This is a genomic window from Pseudomonas sp. GNP013 (assembly GCF_054343995.1).
The window spans coordinates 1325423-1343027 of the sequence record NZ_JBTGUT010000001.1; the positions used below are offsets into that span (position 1 = coordinate 1325423).

Sequence of the window (17605 nt, forward strand, 5' to 3'; positions counted from 1 at the left end):
TAATGGCGCTCTGGTGTGGCGCCTTTGGGTTTGCTGCAAAAATCGTCTGATCGGTCAGCTTTGATACTGATAGCAAGAGCCGCGCCAAGGCAGGCAGTGGCAATCAATTCGAGCGGGCGCGGAGAATACTGACTCGCGCACCCTGGCTCAAGTGCGCCGTTGCGGCGCACGGGTTGGGTAGCGCGCATCATGAGCGAACAAACACTCTTCCCTGTGCGAGCAGCCCCCTCCCACCATTGGATCTGCGTCAGCCTGTCAGTTGATGTGCGCGCCCTGGCTGATCCAGGTGCCGATCAAATCCCGCTCCTGCTGGGTCATCTGGGTGATGTTGCCCAGCGGCATGATCGGACTGGCAATGGCCTGTGCCTGGATGCGTGCGGCCTGCTGCTGGATCTGCGCCGGGGTGTCGAACATCACCCCGGCTGGCGCAGTGCTGAACAACGGGCTGGTGGGCCTGGCCGAATGGCACACGGTGCAGCGTTGTTCGATCACGCTGTGCACCTGGCCGAAATCGATGGCAGCCTGGGCCGGTGTCGGTTCGGCAGGTGGTGCGGCGGGCGCGGCGGGTTTCAAGCCACCGCCCAGCGCGGTTTCCGGCAACGGCTGGTACTCGATGGCAGCCGGCGACTTGGCCACGTCCACCGCTGGCTTGGGCCCGGTCACGTACGCCAGGCAAATCATCGCCAGGGCACCCACCGGTAAGGTCCATGCGTACTTCTGGCTGTTGTGCCGAGTGTTGAAGTAATGCCTCACCAACACGGCCGCCACCGCAATCCCTGCCAGGATCAGCCAGTTGTACTGGCTGCCGTAGGTGCTCGGGAAGTGGTTGCTGATCATGATGAACAGCACCGGCAAGGTGAAGTAGTTGTTGTGGCGCGAGCGCAGCAAGCCCTTGGCCGGCAGCGCCGGGTCGGGTGTGCGGTGCTCGGCGATGGCCGCCACCAGTGCGCGCTGGGCGGGCATGATGATGCGGAACACGTTGCCCACCATGATCGTGCCGATCACCGCACCCACGTGCAGGTAGGCGCCACGGCCACTGAAGACCTTGCTGAAGCCGTAGGCCGCTGCAATCAACAGCACGAACAGGATCAGGCCGAGCAGGGCGGGGCGCTTGCCCAGGGCCGAGTCGCAGAGAAACGAGTAGATGAACCAGCCGGCAAACAGCGAGCCGATGCCCAGCAACACGCCTTCGGTGCCGCTGAGGCTGCTGCCCGGCGCCAGCAGGTACAAGGTCGGGTTCCAGTAGAACACCACGCACAGCAACGCAACGCCCGACATCCAGGTGAAATAGGCTTCCCATTTGAACCAGTGCAGGTTGTCCGGCATGGTCGGTGGGGCCAGTTTGTATTTTTCCAGGTGATAGATGCCGCCACCGTGGATCGCCCACAAGTCGCCGGCCAGGCCGTCCCTGGGGTTGACGCGGTTGAGGTTGTTTTCCAGCCAGACAAAGTAGAAAGAAGCGCCGATCCAGGCGACGCCGGTGATCATGTGAACCCAGCGCACGCTGAGATTCAGCCATTCCAACAGATGTGCTTCCACAGTCTTTACCTCTCGCCTGTCACCCTTGTTGTCGGGTGATCCGGCCTTCTCTTATTGGTGGGGGGCGAGGATCAACCGCTCATCCTCTTGAAAAAAATGCTCATCGCAGTTATTGCCGGTGCCACTGCGATCAACCACCAGGAAGTCATCCCGCTTTTCGATCGTCAGCACCGGGTGGTGCCAGACGCCGCGATGGTAATTGATGCCCTGCCTGCCGTTGGTGACGAAGGCGCGGACCAAGCCCGATACAGGTGCATCGCCAAGTGGCGCGACCACGATCAGAAAGGGGTTGCCGAGCAGCGGAATGAAGGCCTGGCTGCCCAGCGGGTGTCGCTCCAGCATGCACACGGTCATGGGCATGTCCTGCGCGTCGGCGCGGAAGATGCTGATGATTGCGTGGTCTTCAGGCTGGGCGGTTTCTACCGTTGCCAGCTTGTGAAAGCGCATGGTCGACCCGTTGTTGATCATGAAGTGATCGCTGCCGTCGGTTTCGATAACGTCACCGAAAGGGGCGAAGGCTTCTTTGGTCAGGGGTTCGATCATCAGTGTGCGCATGGCTGTCTCTTATCCGAATGCTGTGTTGTTTGGTCTGACGCCTTCGCGAGCAAGCCCGCTCCCACAGGGGAAAGCATTTCAAATGTGGGAGCGGGCTTGCTCGCGAATGGTTTCAACGCTTACTTCGCTACCTTGCCGAGAACCCGCAGGCGACTCACCCCACCATCCGGGAACACATTCAAGCGAATGTGGGTAATCGGCCCCAATGCCTTGATCTGCTCGGCAAACGTATGCTCGGCGTGCATTTCCAGCTTCTGTGCCGGCAGCAGTTCGCGCCAGAACAACGACTGGGTTTCGATCTGGCTGTCGGTGCCGCCCTTCACGAAAGCAGCCTGGATCGAGCAAGTGTCAGGGTAGTTGCCTTTGAAGTGCAGGGTGTCGACGATGATTTTCTCGACCTCGCCAGCATGCCCCAGGGCAACGATCACCCAGTCATTGCCGGGCGTGCGACGACGCGCGGTTTCCCAGCCATCGCCCATGTTGACGCCACGGCCAGGGTTGAGGATGTTGCTCATGCGTCCGAAGTGTTCATCGGAACAGGCCAGCGCACGACCGCCATTCAAGGCCGCGGCCAGGTCGAGTTGTTCGTTGTCGCCCACCGCCGACCAGTCGCGGAACGGCACGCCGTACACCCGCAGGCGGGCCACGCCGCCATCCGGGTAAATATTGAAGCGCAGGTGGCTGAACGCCTGGTCGTTGTTGATTTCATGGAAGTGATGGCTGTTGCCTTGTAGCTCGACAGCCGACAGGATCTCAACCCATTGGGTGTTGTCATCCGGCTCGCCGCTTGCGAGGAAGCACGCTTCGAGGGACGCCGACGGTGGGTAGTTGCCGGTGAAGAATGAGGTGTCGATGTCCACGCCCTTGATCGAACCGGGCACGCCCAGCTGAATCACCGCGCTGTCGTAGCCTTCGAAGCGCTTGCGGCGCGACTCCCAGCCGTCCATCCACTTGCCGTTGTCATCGAACACGCCCTCCTTCCACACGGCCGGGGTAGGTTGGAACAGGCGATTGGCGTCGGCGAACCAGTCATCGGTCACCGAAAGAATCCGGGTGCCCAGGCGGGCGTCGGCGAGGTTGACGAACTTCTCGAAAGGTACGGCGTGAGCTTTCATTCTTCTTGTCTGCCTTGAGTTGAGTGGCTGGGGCGGGTCTTCAAAGGGTGAGTAAACGGAACAACGCGATTTTGTTGATCTCGTCCAGTGCGCATTTGAATTCGGTGTCCGCCGAATGATGAATGCGCGTTTCGAACGCAGCGAGGATCTGGTGCCGGTTGCTGCCTTTTACCGCCATGATGAAGGGAAACTTGAATTTGGTCTTGTAGGCTTGGTTCAGCTCGGTGAAGCGGGAAAACTCTTCGGCCGTGCACTGGTGAATACCGGCGCCAGCCTGTTCGTTCGTGCTGGCTTCGGTCAGTTGGCCCTGCACGGCGGCTTTGCCGGCCAGGTCCGGGTGCGCGTTGATCAGGGCCAACTGGCTGGCATGATCGGCGCTGAGCAGGATATCGCTCATGCGCTGGTGCAGGGTTTCAATCTGGTCGATGGACGCATCCTGGCCCAGGTCGAAGGCCTTTTCGGCCACCCAGGGCGAGTGCTCATAGATATCGGCAAACGCGGCGACGAACGCCTCGCGGCTCAGGCTCGAGGGTTTCAGCGTGTTGAAGGCGGTCATTTCGCAACTCCCGTGTACGGGTGGGTGGCGTGCCAGTGTCGCGCGATATCGACGCGACGGGTAAACCACACCTGTTCATGGCCTTTGACGTATTCGATAAACCGCTGCAACGCGGCCAGGCGTGCCGGGCGGCCGATGAGGCGGCAGTGCAGGCCGATGGAGAGCATTTTCGGTGCCTCGGCGCCTTCGGCGTAGAGCACATCGAAGGCGTCCTTGAGGTACTCAAAAAAGTCATCGCCCTTGTTGAAACCCTGCACCTGGGTAAAGCGCATGTCGTTGGTGTCGAGGGTGTAGGGAATCACCAGGTGCGGCTTACCGGTGGGGGTGTTCGGTTCCCAGTAGGGCAGGTCATCGTCGTAGGTGTCGCAGTCGTACAGGAAACCGCCTTCTTCCATCACCAGCCGCCGGGTGTTGGGGCCGGTGCGGCCGGTGTACCAGCCCAGCGGGCGTTCACCGGTCAGCTCGGTAAGGATGCGGATCGCTTCGCGCAGGTGTTCGCGCTCCTGGGCCTCGTCCATGTACTGGTAGTCAATCCATCGGTAGCCGTGGCTGCAGATTTCGTGGCCGGCGTCGACCATCGCACGGATCACGTCCGGGTGGCGCTGGGCGGCCATGGCCACCGCGAAGATGGTCAGCGGGATATCGAACTGCTTGAACAACTTGAGGATGCGCCACACGCCGGCACGGCTGCCGTATTCGTACAGCGACTCCATGCTCATGTTGCGCGCGCCCTGCAGCGGCTGGGCCGAGACCATTTCCGAAAGGAAGGCTTCGGACTCTTTGTCGCCATGCAGGATATTGCGCTCGCCACCTTCCTCGTAGTTGAGCACGAACGACAGCGCGATACGTGCCTCGCCCGGCCAGTGGGGGTGAGGAGGGTTACTGCCGTAACCGATCAGGTCGCGTGGGTAGTCAGCGCTCACTGCAGTCTTCCTTCTTGTGCGTGGTAGCAGGTGTGTGGCGGCAAGGCCTTGAAAATACTGGGTGGCGTCACAGCAATGCGTGATTGTATACAACTTTTCGTGGAATTTGTAAGCCTGCATTTCTGCATTTTTTCCTGATTCAATCACTGCAAGAAACTTGCCCAACTGGTCAGTTAATCCACAGAAAAGCTACTGCAGGAGCGACGTTGCTCGCGAAGATCTGAAGGGCAGCCCTTTCCTGCTCCAACAGCGCATCATCGTTGACGTTTTTTGCGAGCAAGCTCGCTCCTACAGTGAGCTGGGCTCCTGTTGAAATTATTGTGTACAGTTTTTTATAAAAGTGTCTTAATCGGCTATTGCCGACTTTTTGCTGCCCTGAAAAAGTGCGGCCTCTTCTTCTACTGACCTCGGGAGGCGCGTAACGCCATGGGACGTTTGACCACGCACGTTTTGGACGCCGCACACGGCTGCCCCGGCAGCCATATCCAGATAGAGCTGTACCGCGTCGAGGGTGCCCAATTGGAACTGGTGTACACCGCCATGACCAACAGCGACGGCCGTTGCGACGCGCCGCTGCTGCAGGGCGAAGACTACCGCAGCGGTGTGTACCAATTGCAGTTCAGTGCCGGCGATTACTACCGCGCACGGGGTGTGCCGTTGCCCGAGCCGGCTTTTCTGGATGTGGTGGTGCTGCGTTTTGGCATCAGTGCCGAACAGGAGCACTACCATGTGCCATTGTTGATCTCGCCTTACAGCTACTCCACCTATCGCGGTAGCTGAGCGTTACCTCGCTTCACACCACAAAGTCCTTCGTTGGTTTTTTGCCCGCCCACACTGCGGGCTTTTTTACGCTCAATTATGCAGTGCCTTGAGAGCACCCGCGATGCCTAGGCTTTTCCTCATTTAGAGATGGAAAAACCATGACCTCGTCCCAAACCATTCGCGACCAACTGACACTGCGGATCAACGCCGCTACCCACCCCAGCCGCCTGATCAACCAGATCGGCCTTGCCGACCGGCGCAGCGCCGAGTCGACGCGGGCGCTGACACGCCTGACATGGCGTTCGCCCAGAGTGCTGCAGGTCATTCGCGCCGAGTTGCGCGAAGAGTTCGATATCGACCCCGACAGCCTGTTGTTCACCGAACTCCCGCCATCCACGTCCAGCTGTACCGTCGAGAGCCTGACCGATAAAGCGCTGTTGCTGTTGGTTCGGCCTGCCGTTGAGGCCAACGTTAATCGCTTCATTGTCCTGAGTGTCAAGGGGGAGCCGAACCGTCGGTTGCCCTACACACCGCTGGACGTGTTGCGCCGGGTTATCGCGATGAGGCTTTTCGAACGGCTGGATCGGGCTGCAACTGACTATTGGCTTGGCCTTGCAGACGGTTCCTGGCTGACCCGGCGCGAGCACTGGGTTCAATTGCAAAGGGCACTCTTCGCTGATCGAGCCTTTATGGCGCGACAACTGGATGAGCTGTCGAGTGCGGGAATGGCCATGGTTCAGGCCCTGATCGACGCCCCCACCGCCGAGGCACGCCAGCACGCCGGCGCAGCATGGGCGCGTGTAAAGGTGGGCCAGTTGATGTGGCCGGGCAATGAGTCGGCAGCACTTCCCGGCGCCTTGCATATCTTTGTTGAAGGCGACGCCAGTCCTGTGCTCCATGTGATTTACCTGCCGGGTGTGACGCGCAACTTCCATGAGTATTCGTCCCTTGACAGTTTGCAACGTGGCTTGCTGGCGTTGGGGGAAGCCGTGTTCGACAACCTCTGGCAGTGCTTGCCGCTGGGTCGTCGCAATGAATTGTGCGCGCCCGATAACCTGTCCCGCACATGCGGTTTTGTTGGCGGTATTGAGCTGTTGGGCGACGCCTTGACGTGGAGTGCCGAGTCGCTGCTGGACGGGCAGTGGAGCAACGAACTGGCCTGTGCTGTGCAGATCAATCATGCGTACGTGTTTTCTACCCAAACGCCTGCGCGGCGGTTGAGCGCCGTGCCTTTTCTCACTTATGTCGAGCGTGCCCGCAAACAGTTGGTGGGCAGCGCCAGGCTTGGTGATCTTCGTGAGCCGCTGCTCAAGTGGGACCAGCAGCGAAGGGGCGCAGAAATAGCCTTCGCCAGTGCCGGTTCGAACTTGGCGCTTCACACCGCAGAGCAACAGCTCACGCGTTACGAAATGGGCCTGGTGGCGCTGCTGCAGCGGGATGACCCAAGTGTTGAGACAGCAGCTTATAAGGAAGTGTTGTCGCTGATGAGCCAGCTCAACGCCCATCACCAGGCGCTGACTGACTTGCTGCTGGGGGCGCAGCAAAGGTTACTGAAAGTGAGCTTCTGGACTGAACGTCCCGCCGGCAAGCAATCGTTGAGGCGTGCGTCGCTCTTCATGCAGGCCCAAACCGAGGCGCTGCGCTGCGAGGTTGAGCTGCAACATCGCCTCAAGCTGTTGAGCACTGCGCACCGGGACCTGGTGATCGAAGTGGTGGAGCAACCCTTGGCGAGCAAGCGCGAGGGCAGCGAAACCCAGGTGTTGTCGATTGCAGTGGGCATTGAGCCGGATGCGTTCTATGCGATCCATAACCTTTGGGTGGTCACCACAGCGTCAGCGCTGAGGAGGCCCGCTCGCCAACTGCCGGTCACGCTATGTGCGTTCGGCCGCAGTGGCGCGGTGAAAGCGTTTGCCGGCCTCGACGCATTGATCCACAGCCTCAAGGCCAGCCTGAACAGTCGTGACGACTCGGTGTTATGGCGCTATGTCGAGCGGAATAAACGCAAGGATTTGCGCGGCCATGCGGCGCGGGAAACACTGGCGGTGCGGCTGGTACCCATCGAGGGGAAGCCCGCGTTCCTCTCTCTGAAGAAACTGCTGGGCAGCTATGATCGCCTGCATAAAAGCGACGAAGACATCACGCGTATTTTCAGCGAAGTGACGGACGCCGCGGTCAGCCGTGAGTTGTTGATGGTTGAGCTGCAAGATCACCTGAAGATGCCCGTCAATAGCCTCCTCAATCAGGCGCAGACTACGATTGAATTGCTGCGCAAGGCCGCCGCCGAGGCGAAGAAAATGCCGGCCTGGCTGGCGAATGCGACACCTGTACAGCATAAAGGCTTCAGGCGCCTGCAACGGGTTTACCTGAGTGGCGTGCTTGCCTATCAACAACGAGTTGAACAACATTTGCCGGGCCTGGACACGTTTGCCCAGCGCGCCTTGACCACCCGCTTGCGCCAGGATGGCATCGCTGCGTCGTTGGATATTTATCAGCCCTTTATCGATATGCCCGATGACGTCACCGCGAGGTATTGCTCGAGCCCGTCGTTTTGTACGCGCGTCGGCCAGATGATCGTATATACCCCGACCACTGCGCGCACCACCTTCAGTCTGATGCAGTTGGCGCTGCACAACCTGGACCCGTTGGCGGCCTGGACCGATTGGCGATTCAGGTACGCCCGTTTTCTGCAGCCCGAATGGAAGCGTCAGATTAATTCCACTTACCTGATAAGTACGGTGTCGGCATTGGATATCGCCGGGCAGTATGACCGATTGCTCAACAGGGTGTTTTATCCGCCTGGGGACGCTCACGGCAAGCTCGGCGAAGGGCGTATTCCCCCGCTATTGAATCGCGCGTTGCAGGCGTGTTTTGCGCAGCAGCTTTTTTCGTCGGTTCAAGAGGGGCTGTCGGTGAATGACCAATGCCTATTCAATACCGCGATGGCGGCGCGTACGTCGCAGGACTTGTTGAAAAACCAGCATCAATTGCAATTGTATGTGGTCCATCTGGTGGGCCACACGATGCAACATGACCGTTACATCGCCGGGATTGTGGCGGTGCATGACAAGCGCTCCGGGCGCTGTCTGGTGTACTGGCCAAAGGCCCCTGAAGGCATGGTTCTGACGCTCTACAGCTGCTTGCAGCACGCCCATACGGAACTCAATTGCATCGGCGCATTGCCTGACAACGCCAGGGCACTGGCACGTCAGGTCGCCCCTTGTTGGGCATTTGAAGCCATCACGCATCACCCGATCAGAGCCGATGAGCGTGCCCAGGAATTCAACATGTTCGATAGGGTTACGTTTGCCATGGTCAACGGCGTTCGTCAGTCCAAGGACTTTATTCGCTCATTTGCCATCCGGCATCTTGAGCCTACGGCTGTGCCTGAGGAAATTGAACAACAGACGTTTGAGCAGATTGCCAGTGATCCCCAGAACTGGCTGGCCCTGGTCGCCACCTCCCACAGTAACGCTCAGGCATTGTTGTATCGTGCCAGCCTGCTTGCGCGGCAGCGTCAGACCCAGGCTGTCAGTCGCTCTGCAACAGAGCTGCAGTCCTATCGAATCCGGCGCATTGCCGAGCGGCGCAATGCGGCGCTACGCAATCTGGTCGCCTCCTCCAGCTCGGTGATCGGGTGGTTCATCGATGTTTACGAACTGTTGCTTGCCGCGCGTCACTATCATCGCTTCGGCGACTCCGACGATGCCATTGATGTGGGTTTCAGGACCGCACTTATTGCGACTGACCTGCTGCTGAGTTTTTTGCCAGGGCCCAGGCGAATCGGCGCTGTAAAGCCGCGCACGCTGCAGCCCACGCTTAGGTCTGCCCTGGGGCAACTGAAACGCTGGCGTATGACCGCGCAGGCTGTATCCGCCCCGTCGCCCGTCACCCGACTCAATGCCCTGGAACGTTTCCAGCGCAAGGGTGTGCCTGAGGGCGCCGTAGCGTTGAAAGGCCTGAGTGAGCAAGGCGTGTTCGTAAAAAATGGCGAGCTGTTTGTGGCCGATGACTCATCCCATTACCCACTTTACCGGCGCGACAAGGAACCGTTCTATCGCTTGAAAAACCAGCAGGCACCGGGGAAGGATGAACTGATCCTGAGCATCCATCGGCCCGGAGAGTGGCTGCTCGACGCGGACGCCCCACAGCCGGTGGCAGGCAGCAGTTCAGGGCGACTCAACCCGTGGCGTGCGCCTGCGCAGCCGCCGCCGGACTGGCAGTCGCCCACCTCGGCTACGCGCGTGGCCACACACACAGCCATTGTGCAGTCGTATGTGACGACTGATCACTGGACAGCGTGGTCCATTCCGTTTCAGCGCGACATGCAGTTGATTTCGTCGGACCCGGAGGTGTTTCAGATCACCCAGGGTTCCTCAGGCGCTCGCCATAAAATCATCCGGATGGCCCCGGCAAACGTCGGGCCTGCCGATCCTTCCAGCAGTTACTTCAGGTTGCTTTCGGAGGGCGATCAGGCCCCTCTTGATAACATCGTGTTTATCCGCAAGGACGACACACCGGGTTCATCGGCCAGGGCTGATATCGAGCGATGGACAAGCACAGCCCTTGATGAGCAACCTCTGGCGGTGTCGCGTATTGCAACGGGCGGCTGGCTGGTCCACGCGCCCTTGTTCGACAGGTCTTTGCCGGATTATGTGGGTGCGGCTTTCCCCACCATGACGCATCAAAGCCGGGCGTTCGCAGCGGCAAGGATGATTGAGTTGAGCGATCCTGACAGCGCGGCCACGGCCAGCCACCTGCTCAATATTCGCGCGACGTTGGACCGCTGGTTGCCTGCGGCGCCCGCCAGGCCCGGTCAAACGGACGACTTGCTGAGAATGCTGCGCCCGACTAAAAGAAGCGGTGTCAATGTGAATATCGGGTTCGAGGGCATGTCGCCCGGCTTCATCCGTGTTGACTTCACGCCGCCTTTCTCGTTGAACCCCAGACTCAAATTCGTGGCCACTGCAGTCGGGGATGAGCGGTTTATTGCACAACATGCAGCGGTCAGGGCCGTGCTGGAAGCCCAGGGTTTCTCCGTGCTGGACCTGTCAGTGCGACGTCAAGGCGCGACGGCCGGATTGGGCAACCTTGAATCAATCGCGACGCATATCGATTCGGACAAGCTGTATTACTTGACCTATCGATGGATTGGGACCGGGCAACTTTCAGTGGGGAAGAAACTCACGGACGCCTGGATCAACGTGGCAATCAAGCAACACGACGCTTCGTTGTTAATGGCAGCGGTCGATAACGCGATGCGAAGCGGTCGTCTGGGGCGAATTTTCGCTGGCATTCAGTGGCCCACCAAGGACTTGTCGCCTCCAAGCGTCTATTTCGTCAAAGTGGATTCCCTGCATTGATCAGCGACGCCGCGCCGGCGCCGCCGAACAGCCCGGCGCTGACCCGGTTGAACCAGCTCTGGCCATTGCCGCTGCGCAAGTATCGCGCCGCAGCATGGGCGCTCAGGCCGTAAGCGAGCTTGCACAGCAGGTCGAGCACCGTCCAGGTCGCGATCATGATCAGCAGTTGCGGCAGGAACGGCTGCTGGCTGCCGAGAAACTGCGGCAGGAAGGCGGCGAAGAACAGGATGTCCTTGGGGTTGCTGGCGCCCAGCACGAACGCACGCCCAAACAGCGCACGAAAGCGCGGCACGCCTGGCGCCTGCGGCACGTTGGCTGCCTGGGCCGGCCGGCGCGACTGCTGCCAGCTTTGCCAGGCGAGGTAGAACAGGTACAGCGCGCCGACGATTTTCAGCGCGTTGAACAGGTGCTCCGAAGCCAGCAGCAACGCGCCCAGGCCCAGCGCCGAAGCGCTCAGTAGGCAGATTGACGCAAACACCCCGCCGAGAAATGCCGGGTACGAGCGACGCAGGCCGTAGTTGAGGCTGTTGCTGATCATCAGCAGCGACAGCGGGCCGGGAATCAGAATCACGATCAGTGCGGCGCCGCTGAACAGCAGCCAGGTTTCAAGCGTCATTTCATTGCTCCAGTGTTTGGCAACTGCACGTGTTCATAACCATACAAACTTGGCGATAAAGATCGCACACAGCACCCACAGGCTGACGGAAATCTCACGGTACTTGCCGGTACCGGCCTTGAGCGCCACGTACGTAATAAAACCCAGGGCAATCCCGTCGGCAACCGAAAACGTCAGCGGCATCATGATCGCGGTGACGATCGCCGGAATGCTGTCGGTGGCCTCATCCCAATTGATGTGGGCCATGCTGCCCATCATCAGCATCGCCACATAGATCAGCGCGCCAGCGGTGGCGTAAGCCGGGATCATGCCCGCCAATGGCGCAAAAAACATCGCCGCCACGAACAGGATGCCCACGGTCACCGCCGTCAGCCCGGTGCGCCCGCCAGCCGCGACGCCCGCGGCACTTTCCACATAGCTGGTTACCGGCGGCACACCGACCATGGCGCCGAACACGCTGGACGCGCTGTCGGCCTTCAAGGCGCGGGACAGGTTGTCGATCCTGCCGTCGGCATTCACCAGGCCTGCGCGTTGCGCAACGCCCATCAGTGTACCGGCAGTGTCGAACATGTGTACAAACAGAAAGGCAAATACCACGCTGATCATGCTTACATTGAACACACCCATCACGTCCATCGCCATCCAGGTGGGCGCCAGGCTCGGCGGCGCGGCGAGAATGCCGTTGTAGTGCACCAGGCCCAGGCCCCAGCCGGCCAGGGTCACGGCGATGATGCTGATCAGAATCGCGCCGAACACCCGGTGATAGCTCAGGATGGCAATCAGTAGAAAGCACACCGCCGCCAGCAGCGGCGCCGGCTCATGCAACGAGCCGAGCCGGATCAGGGTGGCCGGGCTGTCGACAATGATGCCGGCGGTTTTCAGGCCGATGACCCCAAGGAACAGGCCAACCCCGGCGCCCATCGCGTGGCGCAGGCTCACCGGAATGCTGTTGAGCAGCCATTCACGGATGCGCGACAAGGTGAGGATCATGAACAGCACACCGGAGATGAATACCGCGCCGAGTGCGGTTTCCCAGCTGTAGCCCATCGTGCCGACCACGGTGTAGGTGAAGAACGCATTGAGCCCCATGCCGGGTGCCAGGCCCACCGGCCAGTTGGCGTACAGGCCCATCAGCAGGCAGCCCAGCGCGGCAGCGATGCAGGTGGCGACGAATGCCGCGCCGTGATCGATGCCGGCGTCCGCCATGATGTTGGGGTTGACGAAGATGATGTAGGCCATGGTGATGAAGGTGGTAAGGCCGGCGAGCAATTCGGTCTTCACCGTGGTGCCATGCACGCGCAGTTTGAACAGGCGTTCGAGCAAGCCGCTGCGTGGCGCGGCGAGGTCGAGCGTAGAAGCTTCGGGTTTGCGGCTATCCACAGCGAGTACTCCTCAAGCATTTTATTGTTATGTCCAGCGCTGCTCGCCTGAGTGGGCTGCGGCGCTGTGAGGGAGTGGCGAGTTTGTTGACCATCTAGTCAGGAACTCGCACGAAGCGAATTATGCTTTTGTATACAAATAAAGCAAATAGTGTTTTCGATTAACTTGACCAGAGAACGTGCAAGGCTATCCGGCAAGGGCCTGATTGACCGCCAGCCATCCCATCACCGCTGCTTCGCCGGCCTCACTGAATGCGCGCTGCAACAGCTTCACCTGTTCACGGCGCAGCGACTGCTCGAAACGCCGGCCCTCGTCGGTCAGTTGCAGCAGGCGCTTACGCTTGTCGGTGTCGCACGCCACGCTGTCCACCAGATGCATTTCCTGCAATTGGCGCAGCGGTATGTTCAGCGCCTGTTTGCTCACCCCCAGCAGTTCCAGCAGTTCCTTCACGCTCAAGGCCGGGTAGCGCGCGATAAAAAACACGATGCGTTGGTGCACCCGGCTCAGGCCACGGCGCTCGAGCATTTCATCGGCTTTGGCGGTAAAGGCCTGGTAGCCGAAGAAGAACGCTTCCATGGCCTGCTGCTGGCTGGTCGAGTTTTTAAGGTCAATCATCTTGACGTATCCGCGCAAGTCGTCGTAATTTCGGTCAAGCAGTTTGACGTATTTCCCACAGCCTTCGCTACCGGTGACTTTCATGGCCTTCTCTGAACGTGTTTCGCGCTTAAAAAGCTCCCTGATCCGTGAAATCCTCGCGGCGGCGCAACGCCCGCACGTGATGTCGTTCGCCGGTGGCCTGCCGGCCGAGACCATGCTGCCGGCGCTGAACTGGGATGACATGCCGCCCACCATCGGCCAATACGGCATGAGCGAGGGCGAGCCGCAACTGCGTGAACTGCTCGCCGCGCAGGCGCGCGCCCTGGGCGTACCCTGCCAGGCCAGCCAGGTGCTGGTGGTCAGCGGCTCACAGCAAACCCTGGACCTGGCGGCCAAGCTGTATATCGACAAAGGCACTAAAATCCTGCTGGAAGGCCCGACTTACCTGGCCGCCTTGCAGATATTCCAACTGTTCGGCGCCGATTGCCTCACCGTGCAACTGGAAGCTGACGGCCCCGATCTGGCCAGCCTGCGCGCCAACCTCGAACGCCATCGCCCGGCGTTCATCTACCTGATCCCGACGTTTCAGAACCCCTCGGCCGTGCGCTACAGCGAAGCCAGGCGCGAAGCCGTTGCGGCGCTGCTCGACGAGTTCGGTGTGACCCTGATCGAAGACGAACCCTACCGCGAGCTGACTTTCGATGGCGGCAGTGCCAGGCCCATCGCCGGTCGCCTGAAAAAGGCCAGCTGGATTTATACCGGCACTGTGTCCAAGACCTTGTTGCCGGGCCTGCGCGTGGGCTACCTGATCGCCAGCCCGGACCTGTTCCCGCACCTGCTCAAGCTCAAGCAATCGGCCGACCTGCACACCAATCGGGTCGGCCAATGGCAGGCGATGCAGTGGATCGGTACCGAACAGTATCAGCAACACTTGGCCGAACTGCGCAGCTTTTACCGCGAGCGTCGCGACGCGTTCCAGACTGCATTGATGCGCCACTTCGGTGACCTCGCCGACTGGCAAGTGCCCCAGGGGGGATTATTCTTCTGGCTGACCTTGAAACAACCGCTCGACACCCGCACCTTATTGGCGCCAGCACTGGAGCAGGACGTCGCATTCATGCCCGGAGAGCCGTTCTTTTCCGAGCCGGACCAGCACCTGGGTTCATTGCGCCTCAACTTCAGCCATATCGACCCGGCCCGCCTGGATGAAGGGCTCAAGCGTCTGGCCGCGGTGGTCCGTCAAGCACAGCTCGCGCAAGCGGCATAAGGGGAGCTTCATGTACAAGGTTTATGGCGATTACAAGTCGGGCAACTGCTACAAGGTCAAGCTGATGCTCAACCTGCTGGGCATCCCGTATCAATGGATCGATGTGGATATTCTCAACGGCGACACCGAGACCGCCGAGTTCCTGGCGAAGAACCCCAACGGCAAGATCCCCGTGCTGGAACTCGAAGACGGCACCTGCCTGTGGGAGTCGAACGCGATCCTCAACTTCCTCGCCGACGGCAGCGAGTTCCTGCCGAGCGAGCCGCGCCTGCGGACCCAGGTGCTGCAGTGGCAATTCTTCGAGCAGTACAGCCACGAGCCGTACATTGCGGTGGCGCGGTTCATCCAGTTTTACTTGGGGCTGCCCCAGGAGCGGCAGGAGGAATACAAGAAGTTGCACAAAGGCGGCTACAAGGCGCTCAAGGTGATGGAACGCCAACTGCAGCTGACGCCGTACCTGGTGGGGGAGCAGTTCTCGATTGCCGATGTGGCGCTATATGCCTACACCCACGTGGCCCATGAGGGCGGGTTTGACCTGGACGCCTATCCGGGTGTGCAGGCGTGGCTGGCGCGGGTGGCCGACCATCCCGGGCATGTGGCGATGCTGGATTGATCGATGCGCTGCTTCCCACATCCAGTTCGAACGTTATTCAGGTAAGTGCTCATGCAGCAGTTCGAAACAGCGCTGTGCCGCCGGGCTTAACGCGATCCCTGTGCGGCTGATCAGCCCGATCTCCCGGTTAACGCCGGGATGATCGATATCAACGCGCTGCAATCCCTCCAGGCTGTCCGCCGCCGACTCCGGCAGAATACTGATCCCCAATCCCTGGCGCACCAGTGCCAGCACCGTCGACATGTAGTTGGCCTCAATCCCCGCGTTCATCGTCAAGCGCGTCTCATCGAACAACCGGTCCACTTGCTCGCGCACGCTGCTGTCGCGCCCGGTGAGGACGATCGGGTGCTCGGCCAGTTGCGCCAGCGTCACCCGGCGGTGGCGACTGAGGCTGTGGTCCTGCGGCACGAATGCGCACAACCGGTCATTGAACACCGGCACGAAATCCAGGCCATGGCTGAGTTTGGCGCGCACGCCGATACCGAAGTCCACTGCTCCGGCGCGGACCTCGGCGTGAATGCGCTGGGCCACGAGGTCATGCAGGCGCACCTCGATTCCGGCAAAGCGCTCGCGAAACAGGCGCAGGGCCGGCGGCAGGGTGTCGGCGCACACCGAGGGCAGGGCGGCGAGGGTGACCACGCCGCGCCGCAGGGCGGCGAGATCGCGCGAGCCGGTGACGATGTTATCCAGGTCCAGCAGCAGTTTTTCCATGGGGCCACGGGCGTCGCGGCCGGCGGCGGTGAGGCTCAGATGGCGCGGGCTGCGGTCGAGGAGGGCGACGCCCAGCCAATCTTCCAGTTGCTGCACCTGCACGGTGAGGGCTGAGGGCGACAGATTCAGTTCGTTGGCGGCTTTAACAAAGCTGCCCAGGCGCGCCACCGCGAGGAAGGCCTGGATATGCTGGACTGAGTTTTTCATTTTGTTTTTCCGAACACACAGGGCTGAATATTCCAATTTACAAAGGCTGGCGTGCTTTTGATACTCCGGGGAAAACAATAACCGGCCACCAAGGCCGCTCTGGAGTAACCCATGCTCGCCACTCTGGGTGTCATCACCATTCTGTGCCTGCTCGCTGCTGTCATGAGCAAACGCCTCTCGCCCCTTGTCGCCCTGATCGCGTTGCCGATTATCGCCGCGCTGCTCGGCGGGTTCGGTCTGCAAACCAGCGCCTTCATCATCACCGGTATCAAGAACGTCGCCCCCGTGGTGGGCATGTTCGTGTTCGCGATTCTGTTCTTCGGGATCATGACCGATGCCGGCATGCTCGACCCCATCATCGACCGCATCCTGCGCACGGTCGGCACGCGTCCTACGCGCATTGTGGTGGGCACCGCGACCCTGGCGTTGCTGGTGCACCTGGACGGCTCCGGCGCCGTGACCTTTTTGGTGACGGTGCCGGCGATGCTGCCGCTGTACACCCGCCTGGGCATCGACAAACGCATCCTCGCCTGCGTGTGCGCCATGGCCGCCGGGGTCAACTTCCTGCCCTGGACCGGCCCGGTGCTGCGCTCGTCGGCGGCGCTGCATGTGCCGGTGGCAGACCTGTTCCAGCCGCTGATCCCGGTGCAGATCGTCGGCCTGATTTTCGTATTCGCCTGCGCCTGGTGGCTGGGCCGGCGTGAAGAAAAACGCCTGGGCCTGGGCGCCGGCTCCACGGTGGATGCGGTGCCGCAACGGGTGCTCAGCGACGACGACATCAAGCTGCGCCGGCCCCGGCTGTTCTGGGTCAACCTGATGCTGACCCTCGCGGTGATGGTGGTGATGATCGCCGGCTGGGTCGATCCGGTGGTGATGTTCATGCTCGGCACGGTATTGGCGCTGTGCATCAACTACCCCAACGTCGATGCCCAGCGCGCCCGCATCGACGCCCACGCCAGGACCGCCCTGACCATGGCCAGTATCCTGCTCGCCGCCGGGGTATTCACCGGCATCATGCAAGGCACCGGCATGCTCAAGGCGATTGCCGAAGTGGCAGTGGCACAGATTCCGGCCGGTCACGGCAAGCTGATCCCGGCGGTGGTGGGTTTTATCTCCATGCCGCTGAGCATGCTGTTTGACCCCGATTCCTATTACTTCGGCGTGATGCCGGTGATCGCCGAAGTCGGCAAGGCCCTGGGCGTCGACCCGCTGCAGGTGGCCCAGGCTTCGCTGCTCGGCGTACACACCACCGGTTTTCCGGTCAGCCCGCTGACCCCCGCGACCTTCCTGCTGGTGGGCCTGTGCAAGATCGAATTGGCCGATCACCAGCGTTTCACCATTCCTTTTCTGTTTGCCGCGTCGGTGTTGATGACCCTCACCGCATTGCTCCTGGGAGTTATCTGA

At 60.8% G+C, this 17605-nt stretch carries 14 protein-coding genes; 5 read left to right on the forward strand and 9 right to left on the reverse strand.

The genetic code is table 11. The features are described from left to right. Positions 1 to 255: 255 nt before the first annotated feature. The 5 genes from ACXX81_RS06015 to puuE all read right to left on the reverse strand — a co-directional run bounded on the left by ACXX81_RS06015 (position 256) and on the right by puuE (position 4688). A complete protein-coding gene (locus tag ACXX81_RS06015) occupies positions 256 to 1539 on the reverse strand; it encodes a urate hydroxylase PuuD (RefSeq protein WP_322214138.1) in 1284 nt (427 codons plus the stop codon). A gap of 51 nt (positions 1540 to 1590) precedes the next feature. Further along, entirely contained in the window at positions 1591 to 2094 is a 504-nt protein-coding gene (locus ACXX81_RS06020; RefSeq protein ID WP_209983370.1) for an ureidoglycolate lyase, read from the reverse strand. A gap of 119 nt (positions 2095 to 2213) precedes the next feature. Next, on the reverse strand, positions 2214 to 3209 hold the full coding sequence (alc, locus tag ACXX81_RS06025) for an allantoicase (RefSeq protein WP_209983368.1): 996 nt from the start codon (positions 3207 to 3209) through the stop codon (positions 2214 to 2216). 40 nt (positions 3210 to 3249) lie between these two features. Continuing rightward, positions 3250 to 3765, reverse strand: a complete 516-nt coding sequence (uraD, locus tag ACXX81_RS06030; RefSeq protein ID WP_209983366.1) for a 2-oxo-4-hydroxy-4-carboxy-5-ureidoimidazoline decarboxylase — start codon at positions 3763 to 3765, stop codon at positions 3250 to 3252. Beyond that, positions 3762 to 4688 carry an allantoinase PuuE gene (gene puuE, locus ACXX81_RS06035; protein WP_209983364.1) on the reverse strand — a complete coding sequence of 309 codons (927 nt, stop codon included), beginning with the start codon at positions 4686 to 4688 and terminating at the stop codon, positions 3762 to 3764. The genes uraD and puuE overlap by 4 nt, the downstream gene beginning before the upstream one ends. Positions 4689 to 5114: 426 nt before the next feature. On the opposite strand from puuE, the gene uraH reads away from it, so the two are divergent. Together uraH and ACXX81_RS06045 are read left to right on the forward strand one after the other, a co-directional pair. After that, the gene (uraH, locus tag ACXX81_RS06040; RefSeq protein WP_209983362.1) at positions 5115 to 5468 is read left to right on the forward strand and encodes a hydroxyisourate hydrolase; all 354 of its coding nucleotides are present in this window, start codon (positions 5115 to 5117) and stop codon (positions 5466 to 5468) included. Positions 5469 to 5608: 140 nt separating this feature from the next. Continuing rightward, on the forward strand, positions 5609 to 10810 hold the full coding sequence (locus ACXX81_RS06045) for a dermonecrotic toxin domain-containing protein (protein WP_458571355.1): 5202 nt from the start codon (positions 5609 to 5611) through the stop codon (positions 10808 to 10810). Here the strand turns inward: ACXX81_RS06045 and ACXX81_RS06050 are convergent. The 3 genes from ACXX81_RS06050 to ACXX81_RS06060 form a co-directional block, all read right to left on the reverse strand. Continuing rightward, positions 10788 to 11426, reverse strand: coding sequence for a LysE family translocator (locus ACXX81_RS06050; protein ID WP_231421610.1), 639 nt, complete (start codon positions 11424 to 11426; stop codon positions 10788 to 10790). The two genes, ACXX81_RS06045 and ACXX81_RS06050, sit on opposite strands and share 23 nt — an antisense overlap. 33 nt (positions 11427 to 11459) lie before the next feature. Then, positions 11460 to 12806: an NCS2 family permease gene (locus ACXX81_RS06055; protein WP_231421611.1), complete on the reverse strand. Its 1347-nt coding sequence runs from the start codon at positions 12804 to 12806 to the stop codon at positions 11460 to 11462. A 186-nt stretch (positions 12807 to 12992) separates the two neighbouring features. Next, on the reverse strand, positions 12993 to 13421 hold the full coding sequence (locus ACXX81_RS06060) for a MarR family winged helix-turn-helix transcriptional regulator (protein WP_209983355.1): 429 nt from the start codon (positions 13419 to 13421) through the stop codon (positions 12993 to 12995). A gap of 82 nt (positions 13422 to 13503) precedes the next feature. Here ACXX81_RS06060 and ACXX81_RS06065 point away from each other — a divergent pair, with 82 nt between their 5' ends. Continuing rightward, positions 13504 to 14670: an aminotransferase-like domain-containing protein gene (locus tag ACXX81_RS06065; protein WP_458571356.1), complete on the forward strand. Its 1167-nt coding sequence runs from the start codon at positions 13504 to 13506 to the stop codon at positions 14668 to 14670. Between the two features lie 10 nt (positions 14671 to 14680). Beyond that, on the forward strand, positions 14681 to 15283 hold the full coding sequence (locus ACXX81_RS06070; RefSeq protein WP_231421613.1) for a glutathione S-transferase family protein: 603 nt from the start codon (positions 14681 to 14683) through the stop codon (positions 15281 to 15283). A 33-nt stretch (positions 15284 to 15316) separates the two neighbouring features. On the opposite strand, the gene ACXX81_RS06075 is transcribed toward ACXX81_RS06070, so the two are convergent. Next, complete coding sequence (locus ACXX81_RS06075; RefSeq protein ID WP_231421614.1) at positions 15317 to 16201, reverse strand: LysR family transcriptional regulator; 885 nt, start codon at positions 16199 to 16201, stop codon at positions 15317 to 15319. Between the two features lie 111 nt (positions 16202 to 16312). On the opposite strand from ACXX81_RS06075, the gene ACXX81_RS06080 reads away from it, so the two are divergent. Further along, positions 16313 to 17605, forward strand: a complete 1293-nt coding sequence (locus ACXX81_RS06080; RefSeq protein ID WP_209983346.1) for a CitMHS family transporter — start codon at positions 16313 to 16315, stop codon at positions 17603 to 17605.

What these genes read in the sequence shown, in the direction of transcription:
- uraH (WP_209983362.1), top strand. Translation starts at nt 5,115, where the DNA reads ATGGGACGTTTGACCACGCACGTTTTGGACGCCGCACACGGCTGCCCC.
- ACXX81_RS06080 (WP_209983346.1), top strand. Translation starts at nt 16,313, where the DNA reads ATGCTCGCCACTCTGGGTGTCATCACCATTCTGTGCCTGCTCGCTGCT.
- ACXX81_RS06070 (WP_231421613.1), top strand. Translation starts at nt 14,681, where the DNA reads ATGTACAAGGTTTATGGCGATTACAAGTCGGGCAACTGCTACAAGGTC.
- ACXX81_RS06060 (WP_209983355.1), bottom strand. Translation starts at nt 13,421, where the DNA reads ATGATTGACCTTAAAAACTCGACCAGCCAGCAGCAGGCCATGGAAGCG.
- ACXX81_RS06020 (WP_209983370.1), bottom strand. Translation starts at nt 2,094, where the DNA reads ATGCGCACACTGATGATCGAACCCCTGACCAAAGAAGCCTTCGCCCCT.
- alc (WP_209983368.1), bottom strand. Translation starts at nt 3,209, where the DNA reads ATGAAAGCTCACGCCGTACCTTTCGAGAAGTTCGTCAACCTCGCCGAC.
- uraD (WP_209983366.1), bottom strand. Translation starts at nt 3,765, where the DNA reads ATGACCGCCTTCAACACGCTGAAACCCTCGAGCCTGAGCCGCGAGGCG.
- ACXX81_RS06050 (WP_231421610.1), bottom strand. Translation starts at nt 11,426, where the DNA reads ATGACGCTTGAAACCTGGCTGCTGTTCAGCGGCGCCGCACTGATCGTG.
- ACXX81_RS06065 (WP_458571356.1), top strand. Translation starts at nt 13,504, where the DNA reads ATGGCCTTCTCTGAACGTGTTTCGCGCTTAAAAAGCTCCCTGATCCGT.
- ACXX81_RS06045 (WP_458571355.1), top strand. Translation starts at nt 5,609, where the DNA reads ATGACCTCGTCCCAAACCATTCGCGACCAACTGACACTGCGGATCAAC.
- ACXX81_RS06075 (WP_231421614.1), bottom strand. Translation starts at nt 16,201, where the DNA reads ATGAAAAACTCAGTCCAGCATATCCAGGCCTTCCTCGCGGTGGCGCGC.